Annotated in this window: 13 protein-coding genes; 7 read left to right on the top strand and 6 right to left on the bottom strand. The window is 59.0% G+C overall.

Features of this window, described 5'->3' with window-relative positions; translation table 11 throughout:
- Positions 1-170 precede the first annotated feature (170 nt).
- Both dsbG and AAHB66_RS05935 read left to right on the top strand, forming a co-directional pair.
- Positions 171-917 (top strand): thiol:disulfide interchange protein DsbG, encoded by a 747-nt coding sequence (gene dsbG, locus AAHB66_RS05940; RefSeq protein ID WP_347115524.1) that lies wholly within the window; start codon positions 171-173, stop codon positions 915-917.
- A gap of 224 nt (positions 918-1,141) precedes the next feature.
- Positions 1,142-2,056 (top strand): LysR family transcriptional regulator, encoded by a 915-nt coding sequence (locus AAHB66_RS05935; protein WP_347115523.1) that lies wholly within the window; start codon positions 1,142-1,144, stop codon positions 2,054-2,056.
- Positions 2,057-2,148: 92 nt separating this feature from the next.
- Here AAHB66_RS05935 and AAHB66_RS05930 read toward each other — a convergent pair whose 3' ends face one another.
- Positions 2,149-3,309, bottom strand: coding sequence for a pyridoxal phosphate-dependent aminotransferase (locus AAHB66_RS05930; protein WP_347115522.1), 1,161 nt, complete (start codon positions 3,307-3,309; stop codon positions 2,149-2,151).
- 121 nt (positions 3,310-3,430) lie between these two features.
- Between AAHB66_RS05930 and AAHB66_RS05925 the strand changes: the two genes are divergently transcribed.
- From AAHB66_RS05925 to AAHB66_RS05915, 3 genes are read left to right on the top strand one after another with little or no spacing between them, the layout of a single operon-like run.
- The gene (locus AAHB66_RS05925; RefSeq protein WP_347115521.1) at positions 3,431-4,045 is read left to right on the top strand and encodes a methylthioribulose 1-phosphate dehydratase; all 615 of its coding nucleotides are present in this window, start codon (positions 3,431-3,433) and stop codon (positions 4,043-4,045) included.
- The gene (mtnC, locus tag AAHB66_RS05920; RefSeq protein WP_347115520.1) at positions 4,042-4,731 is read left to right on the top strand and encodes an acireductone synthase; all 690 of its coding nucleotides are present in this window, start codon (positions 4,042-4,044) and stop codon (positions 4,729-4,731) included. Before AAHB66_RS05925 ends, mtnC begins: the two co-directional genes overlap by 4 nt.
- Positions 4,728-5,270: an acireductone dioxygenase gene (locus AAHB66_RS05915; protein ID WP_347115519.1), complete on the top strand. Its 543-nt coding sequence runs from the start codon at positions 4,728-4,730 to the stop codon at positions 5,268-5,270. The genes mtnC and AAHB66_RS05915 overlap by 4 nt, the downstream gene beginning before the upstream one ends.
- A gap of 92 nt (positions 5,271-5,362) precedes the next feature.
- Here AAHB66_RS05915 and mtnA read toward each other — a convergent pair whose 3' ends face one another.
- Entirely contained in the window at positions 5,363-6,391 is a 1,029-nt protein-coding gene (gene mtnA / locus AAHB66_RS05910; RefSeq protein ID WP_347115518.1) for an S-methyl-5-thioribose-1-phosphate isomerase, read from the bottom strand.
- Positions 6,392-6,496: 105 nt separating this feature from the next.
- Between mtnA and mtnK the strand changes: the two genes are divergently transcribed.
- Entirely contained in the window at positions 6,497-7,696 is a 1,200-nt protein-coding gene (gene mtnK, locus AAHB66_RS05905; protein ID WP_347115517.1) for an S-methyl-5-thioribose kinase, read from the top strand.
- 70 nt (positions 7,697-7,766) lie between these two features.
- Here mtnK and AAHB66_RS05900 read toward each other — a convergent pair whose 3' ends face one another.
- The 4 genes from AAHB66_RS05900 to AAHB66_RS05885 all read right to left on the bottom strand — a co-directional run bounded on the left by AAHB66_RS05900 (position 7,767) and on the right by AAHB66_RS05885 (position 12,676).
- Positions 7,767-8,972, bottom strand: a complete 1,206-nt coding sequence (locus tag AAHB66_RS05900; protein WP_347115516.1) for an LVIVD repeat-containing protein — start codon at positions 8,970-8,972, stop codon at positions 7,767-7,769.
- A 122-nt stretch (positions 8,973-9,094) separates the two neighbouring features.
- Positions 9,095-10,159: a sugar ABC transporter substrate-binding protein gene (locus AAHB66_RS05895; RefSeq protein WP_156263178.1), complete on the bottom strand. Its 1,065-nt coding sequence runs from the start codon at positions 10,157-10,159 to the stop codon at positions 9,095-9,097.
- Between the two features lie 22 nt (positions 10,160-10,181).
- Entirely contained in the window at positions 10,182-11,177 is a 996-nt protein-coding gene (locus AAHB66_RS05890) for an ABC transporter permease (protein ID WP_347115515.1), read from the bottom strand.
- A complete protein-coding gene (locus tag AAHB66_RS05885; RefSeq protein ID WP_347115514.1) occupies positions 11,174-12,676 on the bottom strand; it encodes a sugar ABC transporter ATP-binding protein in 1,503 nt (500 codons plus the stop codon). The genes AAHB66_RS05890 and AAHB66_RS05885 overlap by 4 nt, the downstream gene beginning before the upstream one ends.
- 161 nt (positions 12,677-12,837) lie before the next feature.
- Between AAHB66_RS05885 and AAHB66_RS05880 the strand changes: the two genes are divergently transcribed.
- Positions 12,838-13,926, top strand: a complete 1,089-nt coding sequence (locus AAHB66_RS05880; protein WP_347115513.1) for an oxidoreductase — start codon at positions 12,838-12,840, stop codon at positions 13,924-13,926.
- The last annotated feature ends 45 nt before the right edge of the window (positions 13,927-13,971 follow it).

The following is a 13,971-nucleotide window of genomic DNA, read 5'->3' as shown; positions in this document are numbered from 1 at the left end:
AAGCTGGCGATGTGTTGCGCTCTACATTACCTTTAGCAAGGTCGTAACAGCGAAGTGGATTACACCATCCACCCAAAGAAAGGGCAATTAGCCGACAGGGTAAAAATACCTATGATTGTGATAGGTTTTTCCGAATCCTCTCTTTGCTATTGATTTTATAAGGAATAATCATGTTCAGACCCGCCCTGCTCCTCGCCCTGTTCCCTCTCCTTGCCCATGCCGAAGAGCTGCCCGCCCCGGTTAAAGCCGTTGAAAAACAAGGCATCACTATCATCAAACCCTTCGAGGCACCCGGCGGGATGAAGGGCTGGCTGGGGAAATACCAGGATATGGGGGTCACCATCTACCTGACGCCGGACGGCAAACATGCCATCTCCGGGTATATGTACGATGAGCAAGGCAAAAACCTGAGCGAGCAGGTGATCCAGAAAGAGCTGTACGCCCCTGCCGGACGCGAGCTGTGGCAACGCATGGAGAAAGCCGACTGGCTGCTTGACGGCAAGAAAGATGCCCCGCGGGTGATCTATGTCTTTGCCGATCCCTTCTGCCCTTACTGTCTGCAATTCTGGCAGCAGGCGCGTCCATGGGTTGACGCCGGGAAAGTGCAGCTGCGCACCCTGCTGGTCGGGGTCATCAAGCCGGAAAGCCCGGCCACGGCGGCGGCCATTCTGACCGCCAGCGACCCGGCGAAAACCTGGCATGATTACGAAAAGTCCGGCGGAAAAATGGCGTTGACCGTCCCCTCGGCCGTGCCTCCCGCCCAGCAAAAAACATTAAAAAACCATCAGGATATAATGGATGCTCTTGGGGCCAGCGCCACTCCCGCGCTTTATTACATGAATAATGAAAATGAATTACAGCAGGTGGTGGGTCTGCCCGATAATGACCAGCTAAATATGATGATGGGCCCGCGTTAATACAGGAGTGGCGGCGTAAATTCAACAAAGCCGCCCTACTTTCGCGGATAAAATTATTAAAACAACTGCGCCGCCTTTATTTCATTAATCTACAGCCATGATATATTAAGCTGGAATTTAAACTCAGTTAAGTTAGCCAATCAAATGGATGGAGAATGGCTAACTTACTTCTATAGTTATCGTGTATAAGATTACGGTAACAGCACAGCTAATCAGGACGAATCATGGCTAATCTCTACGATCTGAAAAAATTTGATTTAAATCTGCTGGTCATATTTGAGTGCATCTATCAGCACCTGAGTATCAGCAAGGCGGCAGAAACTCTGTTTATTACCCCCTCTGCCGTGAGCCAGTCCCTGCAGCGTTTACGTAATCAGCTGAACGACCCGCTGTTTATCCGCTCCGGAAAAGGCATCACTCCCACCACCGTGGGCGTCAATCTGCATAAGCACCTTGAACAGAACCTGAACCAGATTGAGCAGACCATTAACATCATGCATGGCTCGTCGCTGGAAAAGAATATTGTTGTCTACGCCCCGCAGGCGCTGACGCCGGATCGCCTGTTCATGCCGATGAAGATGCTGATACGGGAACACAATTATGAGATTGAGTACCATGACCTGATGCTCTCAACGGAAACCGCGGAAGATTTGCTGGCCTACCGTAAAGCCGATCTCATCTTTTCGTTTATGCCTGTTAATAACCGCTCTGTTATCTGTACGCATTTTCTCACCGTGCCGATGACTATCGTTTGTCGGCAGGCGCATCCGCGCATCGGAGAAAGTACCACCCAGGAGCAGTTGAACGAGGAAAAATATACCTATTTCATCACCAACGAACCCGGCATCAGTCAGTTCCGCACAGAGACAGAAAAAAAATTCCCCGAGCGGAAGATCGGTTTTCGCAGCGACTCCTTTTTCTCGCTCGTCAACATGATCAGCGCCTCTAATTTGCTGGGTTATATTCCTGAGTTAGCCTATCAACAATATCGTGACTCGCTGAAACTGAAAAAGGTGAATGCCCCCTTTGAGTTGCCCACAGCAAATATCTATATGATGTATAATCGTGCGGCCCTGACCAGCAAAATTTTTTCCAACTTTATTGAGCAGATTAGTACGGAAGGATTTGAATATGATTGATGTAAAAAATAATATTCCCGATTTATTTTTCACATCAACAAAATACACCGGGGTTATTACATTACCCCGGTGTATTTAAATAGGCTAACGGCTCAGAGCGATACCAGCCGTTCCGCCGCCGCCAGCAGTGTCGCTTCCTGCTTGGCAAAGCAGAGCCGGATAAGCTTGTGTGGGAAAGGATCGGCGCAGAAGACCGATAACGGGATCGCCGCCACGCCCACCTCTTTGGTCAACCACTGGCAAAAACTGACGTCATCCAGATCGGAAATGGCGCTGTAGTCTGCCAGCAGGAAATAGGTGCCTTCGCAGGGTAAAATCTCCAGCCGGCTGGCGCTCAGGGCATCGATAAACAGATCCCGGCGGGCGCGATAAAAGTCCGGCAGCTCGCGGTAATGTTCCGGCTGGTGGCGCAGCATATCGGCAATCGCCAGCTGTGCCGGAGTATTAACCGCAAAGGTCAGGAACTGATGTACCTTGCGCAGCTCGGCACTGATGGCCGCCGGGGCCACACAGTACCCCACCTTCCAGCCGGTCATGTGGAAGGTTTTCCCGAACGACGAGACGGCAATCGCCCGCTCCCGCAGCTGCGGATGAGCCAGCACGCTGGCATGCCCCGCTTCAGCAAAGCAGATGTGCTCGTACACTTCATCGCTCAGAACATAAATTTCACGTTCGGCAAAGGCCTGCCAGAGGGCGGCGAAATCCACCTGCTGCCACACGGTTGCCGACGGGTTATGCGGCGTATTCAGGATCACCAGCCGGGTTTTGTCGCTCAGCAGCGCCGCAAAGGCCCGCCAGTCCGGGCGAAAATGCGGTGGCTGGAGCGCCACGCGCTTCACCACGCCACCCGATAGCTCAATCGCCGGGGCATAGCTGTCGTAGCTCGGGTCAAAGCAGATCACTTCATCGCCGGTCCGCACCAGGGCGGTAATGGCCGCGTAGAGGGCTTCGGTCGCCCCTGCGGTCACGGTGATCTCCGTGTTCGCATCGGGTTGATAGCCATACAGCTCAGCGGTTTTATCGGCAATTGCCTCGCGCAGCGGCTGCGCCCCTGTCATCGGCGCATACTGGTTAGCGCCGTTCGCCACGTGATAAGCCAGGCGTTGCTGCAGATAGTCCGGGCCATCGAAATCGGGAAAACCTTGCGACAGATTTATCGCCTTATGCTGCTGCGCCAGGGCGCTCATTTGAGTAAAGATGGTGGTGCCGAGAGCCGGCAGTTTACTCTCTGGAATCAAAGGCTTATTGCTCATTTCGACGGACCTGTATGTAATACATATGTTGCTGCCACTATAACACGATGTTAGTATTTGGCAATCAAGACGCTTAGACGTCTAAACCATAATGATATTCCTGGCCGAAGAGGTAAGAAGGATGACAGACAACCTGCAACTCACATCCCTGGTCGAGGCCTGCCACTGGATCGGCGCAAAGGGCTGGGCCCCCGCCACCGGCGGCAACATGTCGGTGCGTCAGGACGCCAGCTGGTGTTGGCTGAGCGAATCCGGTAAAGACAAAGGCAGCCTGACGCCCGATGACTTTCTGCAGGTTGAGATTGCCACCAACCGCGCCCCCTCCGGGCGTAAGCCCTCGGCAGAAACCGGCCTGCATACCCTGGTCTACCGCCTCTTCCCTGACGCCAACGCGGTGCTGCATGTGCATACGGTGAACGCCACGGTGCTGTCACGGCTGGTTAACGAGCCGGAGCTGCGCCTCAGCGGCTTTGAGATGCAGAAATCCCTCCGCGGCCAGACCAGCCATCTCGATACCGTGCCCATCGCCGTGTTCGATAACGACCAGGACATTGACGCCCTGGCCTCCCGAATCGCCCATTACGCTCAGGAACGTCCGCTTAATTATGGTTTTCTTCTGCGCGGTCATGGCTTAACCTGCTGGGGACGCGACGTGGCAGAGGCCCGGCGTCACCTTGAAGGCCTCGAATTCCTGTTCGAGTGCGAGATGCGTTTACGACAACTGGAGAGAGTATGATTCGCGCGATTGTGACGGATATTGAAGGCACCACCAGCGATATTCGTTTTGTCCACAATGTCCTGTTCCCCTATGCGCGCGAGCGGCTGGCAGCCTTTGTCAACGCCCAGCAGTATGCCGAACCGGTCAACACCATTCTGGACAATCTGCGCGAAGAGATTGCCGAGCCGCAGGCCAGCACCCGTGAGCTGATCGACACCCTGTTTACCTTTATGGACGAAGACCGCAAATCGACGGCCCTGAAAGCGCTGCAGGGGATCATCTGGCAGGATGGCTACGTCAACGGCGACTTTACCGGCCATCTCTACCCTGACGTTCTCCCTTCGCTGGAAAAATGGAAGTCGCAGGGCATTGATTTATATGTTTATTCATCGGGCTCCGTGGCAGCGCAAAAACTGTTATTTGGCTACAGCGACGAAGGTGATATTACTCATCTGTTCAGCGGCTATTTTGATACCCACATCGGTGCCAAGCGCGATGTGCAGTCTTATCAGAATATTGCGGCACAGATTGGCGCAGCCCCCTCGCAGATCCTGTTCCTGTCGGATATTCATCAGGAGCTGGACGCCGCGGAGCAGGCGGGTTTTCGCACCCTGCAGCTAATTCGCGGCGATGACGACGGCGCCAGCCATCATCATCAGGTGCACCAGTTCGACGACATCAATCCGGAGCAGATCCCTTCATGAGCGCATTGACCATTTTTTCCGATAAAGAAGCCCGCGAGCCGCAGTGGCACAGCACCGACCCTGAGGCGATCCGGCAGCAGCTGAATGCCCGCGGCGTCCGTTTTGAACGCTGGGAAGCCGACCGCGATTTAGGCCGCGATCCGGCTCCCGATGCAGTGATTAACGCCTATCAGCACGCCATCGACAGGCTGGTAGCAGAAAAGGGTTACCAGAGCTGGGACGTGATCAGCCTGCGTGCGGATAACCCACAAAAAGAGGCCCTGCGTGCGAAGTTTCTCAATGAACACACGCACGGCGAAGATGAAGTGCGTTTCTTTGTCGAAGGTGCCGGGCTGTTCTGCCTGCACATTGGTGACCAGGTCTGTCAGGTGCTGTGCGAGAAAAACGATCTGATCTCCGTGCCCGCCGGCACGCCGCACTGGTTTGATATGGGTTCCGAACCGAACTTCACCGCGATTCGCATTTTCGATAACCCGGAAGGCTGGGTGGCGCAGTTCACCGGCGACGCAATAGCGGATGCGTATCCAAGATTGCCTTAGGCACCGTGCCCTGCCCGGCGGCGCTGCGCTTGCACGGGCCTACAAACCAGGTTTTGTAGGCCGGGTAAGGCGATGCCGCCACCCGGCATTATTCAGACCGCACCGCTGCCAAAAACCCCCTTCGCTACATCTTCAGGTGTCACCACCCCGCTATCCAGCACCCAACCGCTAATCAGCGCCGCAGGCGTGACGTCAAACGCCGGGTTATAGACCTGCGCGTCAATCGGCGCCCACTGCACCGCGCCGAAGCTTCCCGCCACGCCGGTCACTTCCCGGGCATCGCGCTGCTCAATCGGGATCGCCTCACCGTTCGGGCACGCTGGATCGAGGGTGGTTTGCGGTGCCGCCACGTAAAACGGAACGCCGTGGAATTTCGCCAGCACCGCCAGGGAGTAGGTGCCGATTTTGTTCGCCACGTCGCCGTTAGCAGCAATGCGATCCGCCCCGACCCACACCGCGTCCACCTGGCCTTTGGCCATCAGGCTGGCGGCCATCGAATCGGTAATCAGCTGATACGGCACGCCCAGCTCGCCCAGCTCCCAGGCGGTTAATCTGCCGCCCTGCAACAGCGGACGGGTTTCATCCACCCAGACGTTGCTGACGTTGCCCTGCTGATGCGCAAGGGCAATCACTCCCAGCGCGGTGCCGACACCCGCCGTCGCCAGCCCGCCGGTATTACAGTGGGTCAGCAGGCGGCTGCCCGGCTTCACCAGCTGGCTGCCCGCCTGGGCGATGGCATCGCAGAGCCGCTTGTCTTCATCGATCAGGCGCAGCGCCTCAGCCACCAGCGCCGGGACAAAATCCTCCTGCCACAGGGCCTGCTTCATACGGTCGAGATTGTTCATCAGGTTGACCGCCGTCGGGCGCGAGGCGCGCAGGGCCTCCAGCGCTACCGCCAGCTGGTCCCGGCTGTGGCCGTTCTCCGCCAGCAGTGCTAAAAGCAGGCTGGCAGAGAGACCAATCAGCGGTGCTCCCCGCACGCGCAGGGCGTGAATATGCCCCACCAGGGCGTCAACCGTCGACGCATCCAGCCAGCGTTTCTCCTGCGGAAGCGCCTGTTGGTCGAGAATAAATAGCTGATTTTCCGTCACCCGCAGGCTGGTCGTCTGTAATCTCTGCATGTCGTTAATTCCCTGTTGCGTTGTTGTAGCACATTGTGTCAGGATAAAATTCAGATGTATAGACGTCTAAATGTCTTTATTACCGGAACAGATGAGGAACATGCAATGTCGCAATACCGTACCTTTACCGCTCAGGACGCCGTGGCTTACGCCCAACAGTTTGGCGGCCTGGAAGACCCCTCGTCACTGGTGGAGGCGCAGGAGGTAGGCGACGGCAACCTCAATCTGGTCTTTAAAATTTTCGATAGCGCAGGCGTCAGCCGCATCGTCGTTAAGCAGGCTCTGCCCTACGTGCGCTGCGTGGGTGAATCCTGGCCGCTGACGCTGGACCGCGCCCGTCTCGAAGCGCAAACCCTGGTGGAACACTATCAGCACAGTCCGCAGCACACGGTGAAAATCCATCACTTCGATCCTGAGCTGGCGGTGATGGTAATGGAAGATCTCTCCAGCCATAAAATCTGGCGCGGCGAGCTGATTAACAATGTGTATTACCCGCAGGCGGCCCGACAGCTGGGGGAATACTTGGCCCACGCCCTGTTCCATACCAGCGATTTTTACCTGCATCCGCACGCCAAAAAAGCGCAGGTGGCGCAGTTCATCAACCCGGAGATGTGCGAGATCACCGAAGACCTGTTCTTCAACGACCCGTACCAGATCCACGAGCGCAATAACTACCCGGCGGCGCTGGAGAACGACGTTGCCGCCCTGCGCAATGACGATCGGCTGAAGATTGCCGTCGCCGCCCTGAAACACCGCTTCTTCTCCCAGGCCGAAGCGCTGCTGCACGGCGATATCCACAGCGGCTCGATTTTTGTCGCCGAGGGTAGCCTGAAGGCGATTGACGCGGAGTTCGGTTATTTCGGCCCGATTGGTTTTGATATCGGCACGGCGATCGGCAACCTGCTGCTTAACTTCTGCAGCCTGCCGGGCCACCTTGGCATCCGCGATGCGGCGGCCGGTCGTGAACAACGCCTGATCGATATTCAGCAGCTGTGGAGCACCTTCGCCGAACGTTTCCAGGCGCTGGCTACGGAAAAATCCCGCGATGCGGCGCTCAGCGTGCCGGGCTATGCCAGTGAGTTTCTGAAGAAGGTCTGGCAGGATGCGATTGGCTTCTGCGGCACCGAACTGATCCGCCGCAGCGTGGGCCTGTCGCACGTGGCGGATATCGACACCATCCGCGATGACGAGATGCGCCACGAGTGCCTGCGCCACGCCATCACCCTCGGTAGGGCGTTAATTGTCATTGCTGACCGTATCGATAGCGTGGATGAGCTGGTGGCACGGGTGCGACAGTACAGTTGAGTTACGTGCGGCCTACGATTTTCTCCCTCTCCCTGTGGGAGAGGGCCGGGGTGAGGGCATCAAACCGCACTCAGCCCAGATACTCAATCACCGATAACCCGCCGTTATAATCCGTGCTGTAGATAATCCCCTGGGCATCCACAAACACATCGCAGGACTGGATCACCTGCGGGCGCCCCGGTCGGGTGTCCATCATCTTCTCCGGTGCGGCAGGCACCAGCGCCCCGGTCTCCACCGGACGGTACGGATCCGAAATGTCGTACGCCCGCACGCCCGCATTCTGATAGGTCGCGAAAATCAGCGTTGAGCTAACGAAGCTGCCGGGGCGGTTTTCGTGCAGGTTGTGCGGCCCGAAGTGCGCCCCTTTCGCCACGTAATCCCGCTCGTTCGGCTGCGGGAAGGTGGAGATACTCACCGGGTTCGACGGCTCGCGAATATCAAACAGCCAGATAAATTTCTCGCCGTCCTCCTGGTTGTCGAGCACCGCTTCATCGAGCACCACCAGCAGAGCCCGATCCGGCAGCGGCAGTGCGGTATGGGTGCCGCCGCCAAACGGCGGGCTCCAGTTGCGATGGCTGATAAGCTTCGGCTGGGTGCGATCCTTCACATCCAGCAGGGTCAGGCCGCCGTCGCGCCAGCTGCCGTAGGCGGTGTCCCCATTGATAATCGCGTGATGCAGGGCATAGCGTTTGCCCTCCGGCCATTCAGGTGCTTCGCCTGCCGCCTGGTTCATCCCCGGCAGCCACCAGCGCCCCGCCACCTCCGGCCTGCGCGGATCCGCCAGATCGATGGTCAGGAAGATGTAATCGGTAAAGCCGTCGATCAGCGCCGAGACATAGGCCCAGCGCCCGCCCACGTACCAGATGCGGTGAATGCCGATCCCATCCAGCGACAGAAAACCGATCTCCCGCGGCTTGTCCGGGGTGGAGATATCAAAAATGCGCAGTCCGGCGCTCCAGCCTTTGTCCTGCACGTCGCTGACCGTCTCCCCCACCTGGCGGGTGTAGTAGACCTTTTCGTCAGCAAAGCGGGCATCGGCGAACAGATCCCGGGCGTTGATCACCAGCAGCAGATCGTCGTGCGCCTGCAGGTGCACGTTCCAGGTACCCGGCGGCGCAGGCACATAGCCCGCCGCCTTCGGGTTCTTCGGATCGCGCACGTCGACGATCGAAAAGCCCTGCGACACCATATGGCCAATGTAAGCAAAGCCGCGATGCACCATCAGCTGCACGCCGTCCGGGCGTCCGCCCTGGTCGCTGTGGCCGATTAAGCGCATATTGCGGCTGTATTCGGGGGGTGGGTAATGCAGACACGCAACCTCCTGATGCCCGGTGGCGCTGCGCTTACCGGGCCTACGGACAGTAGGCCGGGTAAGGCGCAGCCGCCACCCGGCAAATGTTATTTTGCCTTCGCTTCTAAAGTAGCGAACCACGGGGCGATAAAGTCTTCGGTCTGGCCCCAGCCCGGGATGATTTTCCCCAGCGACGCCACGTTCACCGCGCCCGGCTGGGCCGACAGCAGCGCCTGCGGAATAGCCGCCGCCTTAAAGTCATAGGTCGCAGGGGTCGCTTCACCGGCAATCTTGTTGGCAATCAGACGCACGTTGGTGGCACCAATCAGCTTCGGATCCACCGCCACGCTCACCACCCACGGGCTGCCCGCCTCGCGCATCAGCTGCAGATCCTGGTTGGAGATGTCGATGCTGTAGAGTTTGATCTCGGTGCGGCCGTTCTCTTTCAGGGCCTTATAAGCTCCCTGGCTGAAGGCATCCCAGGTGCCCCAGATGGCGTCGATCTTGCCTTTCGGGTATTTTGCCAGCACCGCGCCCACTTTGTTGGCGGTGTCACCCTGCACGTCAGAGGAGACCGCGCCGATGGACTCCAGCTCTTTGATGCCCGGGTTCTGCTTCAGCAGTTCCTGATAGGCAGTCTGACGACGCTCCATCGGCGGGAAGCCGGCGACCCACAGCTTGATGATGTTGGCCTTGCCGTTGAAGTCTTTCACCAGCTGGCCGAACGAGAGGTTGGTCAGGGAGGCATCATCCTGCTGGGTCACGGTCACGCCCGGGATTTCCCCGTTCACCGCGGTATCGAACACCGCCACCTTGATCCCGGCATCGACCGCTTTTTTCACCAGCGCGGTGGAGTACGGATCGCGCCCCTGAGAGAGGATAATGCCGTCATATTTCTGGGTGATCGCCTGGTTCACGAAGTCCTGGAATTTGGCGTCGTCGCCGTTGCTTAAAAAGGTGCTGACCTTAAAGCCGAGCTTTTTCCCTTCCTGGATCGCCCCGGCGACAAACTGGGTGGTGTTGTCGTCAGAGCCGAGGTTACGGATCACCGCGATACGAATCTGCCCGTCGTGGTTGGCAATGGCCGCTGGCACCGGCGCAGGCGTCGCCGCATAGCCCGGCAGTGAACTCAGTAATCCCAGCGTCAGCAAAGAGAGTGCAACTTTTTTCAATTTTTTTTATCCCGTCGTGTTGTTAACGTTTTTGTACGTACGTAATCGCCAGTGCGACTGCCAGCACCAGCCCTTTTATAATGTCCATGGCGTAATACGGCACCGAGAGCATCACCAGCCCGTTGGAGAGCACCCCGAGGATCACCGCCCCCACCAGGGTGCCCAGCGCGTTCGGTTTGCCGGAGCCGGCGAGCGAGAAGCCGATCCACGCCGCTGCTACCGCATCCATCAGATAACCGCCGCCGGCATTTACCTGCGAGGAGCCAATGCGCGAGGCCAGCAGAATGCCGCCAAGCCCCGCCAGCAGCGAGGCAATCACGTAGGCCGCCACCTTGTAGCGGGTGGTGCGGATCCCGGACAGGCGCGCCGCTTCCGGGTTGCCGCCGATGGCGTACATCCGGCGTCCGTGGGTGGTCAGGGACAGCCCGAGCTGCGCCAGCAGGGTCACCGCCAGCATGATAATGACGATGGTTGGCACCTGCCCCAGCGCGCCAAAGGCCGCCGGGATGGTTCCCTCCGCCATGTCGCCGCTCGGCAGCACCATGTTTTCGGTAATCGACCCGCCGTAGCTGTAGGTCATCGCTACGCCCTGGATCACAAACAGGCTGGCCAGGGTCGCAAGCATGTCGGGAATGCGCAGGATGACGATCAAAAAGGCGTTAAACAGCCCCACCAGGGTGCAGAGCGCCAGGGTAATCAGAATGGATTCGGTGGTGCCGAAGCCGTGCCAGACAAACAGCGAGATCACCAGCGCATTGGCTAACGACGCGGTAGATCCGACCGAGAGATCAAACCCGCCAATGGTCAGCGAGATGGAGACGCCGATGGCAATCACCGTCACGATGGCGATAGAGCGCAGAATGTTGATGATGTTGTTCGGATCGAGGAAGTTCTCTGACGCCACGCCGAAAATGGCCACCAGCGCGACCACCGTCAGCAACATGCCCCACTTATAGAGAAAATCGAAAATTTGCTGACGGCCAGAGGCCGCCGCCGTCACTGAAAGGGCCTTGCTCACGACGCCGTTCCTCCGGTTGAATAATAAAGTAATGTCTCTTCGCGGGCGGTTGCCCCCTCGAGTTCCGCCACGATGCGCCCGTCCCACAGCACGCAGATGCGGTCGCACAGGCCCACCAGCTCGGCAAATTCGCCGGAGGCATAAATCACCCCTTTGCCTTCCCGCGCCAGGCCGTCAATCAGCTGGAACAGATCGGTTTTGGCCTTCACGTCCACCCCTTTGGTGGGCTCGTCGAAGATCAACACCTGGGCGTTGCCGCGCAGCCATTTGCCAATCGCTACCTTCTGCTGGTTGCCGCCCGACAGACGGCGCAGCACCTGCCCCGGCCCGCGGGTGCGCACGCCCACCCGGGCGATCACCTCTTCCGCCCAGCGCCACGCCTGGCGATGACCAAACAGGCTCCAGCGCGAGAAGCTATTATCCGCTGACACCGCCAGGTTCATGCTCACCGGCTCATCGATAAAAATGCCCTCTTTGCGCCGCTCTTCCGGCACCAGCGCCAGCCCGCGCAGGACCGAATCCGCCGGATCGCACGGCTTCCAGGGTTGTTGATTCAGTTCGCCCTGTGCCACCTGGCTTTTGCTGGCGCCAAACAGCGCCTTGCAGAGTTCGGTTTTCCCGGCCCCCGCCAGCCCGGCAATACCCAGAATTTCACCCTTGCGCAGGTGCAGGGAGATATCCTTCAGCAGCCCTTCGTCATGCAGCCCCTCCACCCGCAGCAGGGTTTCGCCGCTGTGAGGAGGACGCGCAGGCGGGTAGATATCGCTCAGCTCGTGGCCGAGCATCTTCTCGACGATGGCTTCTCCGCTGAGATCCGCCATCGGGCCGGACTCAATCAGCTTCCCGTCCCGCAGCACCGTTAAGGTGTCGCAGATCGCCTTCAGCTCGTGAATGCGGTGGGAGATAAACACCACGCCGATCCCCTGCTGCTGCAGGCGTCGCACCACGGCAAACAGCCGCTCGCTTTCGTGGGCGTCCAGCGGCGCGGTAGGTTCATCCAGAATTAAAAACCGGCAGTGGTGGGACAGCGCCCGCGCCAGCAAAATTTGCTGCTTTTCCGCCAGGGTGCAGCTGTCGATGGCGCGCCGCACGTCGAGAGTGACGTCCAGCTGGGCCAGCGCCTGCCGGGCCTGCTCACGCAGTTTCCCCCAGTGGAAGCGGTGTCCCGGCTGCGCCAGATGATCGAGCATGATGTTTTCCGCAATGCTCAGGCCGGGGATCAGCGCCACGTCCACCTCCTGCTGCACCAGATGGATGCCCAGCCGTTTGGCATCCACCGGCTCGCGAATGGTGACGGACTGGTTATTGATGCGGATTTCGCCTTCATAGCGCGCGTGGGTGCCGCACAGGACCGCCATCAGGGTGGATTTCCCGGCACCGTTCGCGCCCGTAAGCGCGTGTACCGATCCGCCCGTCAGCGTGAAATCAACGCGCGACAGCGCCTGAAAGCCAGAAAAAGCCAGGCTGATGCCGCGCATCTCGAGGCGACTGGTGGTCATTCGCTGCGATCCCTTATCATTAATCTTTTGATTTATGGAATTTTTCACAGCCGGGACTGGCTGGCAACGAAGGAAAAAGCATAAGATAAAGCAAAATAGTATTAGCCATCTGGATGTCTAGCTATAACATCGGGTTAGCGCTTCGTAAAAAGGACACCATCATGAGTAACACCGATATCCGCGTCGTTCCCGGCCCGGCCAACTACTACTCCCATCGCGGAGCCCTTGCCCGCCTGGACGCTTTTTTCACCCCGGAACAGCTCTCCCGGGCGGTATGGATCTACGGCGAACGCGCCCTTGCCGGGGCTCAACCTTTCCTGCCGCCGAGCTTCCACACCGAGGGAGCCAGACACCTGCTGTTTAAAGGCCACTGCAGCGAGCACGACGTAAATGCGCTTGCGGAGGCCTCCGGGGCGGATCGCAGCGTGGTGATTGGCGTCGGCGGCGGCGCGCTGCTGGATACCGCCAAAGCGGTGGCCCGCCGTCTGGGCCTGCCGGTGGTGGCCATTCCGACCATCGCCGCCACCTGCGCCGCCTGGACTCCGCTGTCGGTGTGGTACAACGATGCCGGGCAGGCGCTGCACTTTGAAATTTTTGACGACGCCAACTACCTTGTGCTGGTCGAGCCGGAGATCGTGCTTAACGCCCCGGCGGAATACCTGCTGGCGGGGATCGGCGATACCCTGGCGAAATGGTATGAAGCGGTGGTGCTGGCCCCGCAACCCGAACAGCTTCCGCTGACGGTCAGGCTCGGCATTAATGGTGCGCTGGCGATCCGCGACGTGCTGCTGGAACAGAGCGAGCAGGCGCTGGCCGACCAGACGCGCCGCGAGGTGACCCGGGAGTTTCATGACGTGGTGGATGCCATTATTGCCGGCGGCGGCATGGTCGGCGGCCTCGGGGAACGCTACACCCGCGTGGCGGCGGCGCATGCGGTGCATAACGGCCTGACGGTGCTGCCGCAGACCGCGCAGTTCCTCCACGGCACCAAAGTGGCCTACGGCATTCTGGTGCAGAGCGCCCTGCTCGGTCAGGACGAGGTGCTGCGCGAGCTGGTCGCGGCGTACCAGCGCTTTAACCTGCCCACCACCCTGCGCGCGCTGGAAGTGGACATCCACAACCGCGACGAGCTGGATCGGGTGATCGCCCATACTCTGCGCCCGGTGGAGTCGATCCACGCCCTGCCGATCGCCCTGACGCCGGAGATCCTGCGCGCCGCGTTTGAGAAAGTGGAAAACCTCAGCCGCTAAGCGCATTGACGCCGGACATGCGCCTTCTATACCTAATGAGGGTTC

This window comes from Leclercia sp. S52 (genome assembly GCF_039727615.1).
Classification (GTDB): domain Bacteria; phylum Pseudomonadota; class Gammaproteobacteria; order Enterobacterales; family Enterobacteriaceae; genus Enterobacter; species Enterobacter adecarboxylatus_B.
Note: the sequence above shows the minus strand (reverse complement) of the source record. Positions and strands in the feature narration are given on the sequence as shown.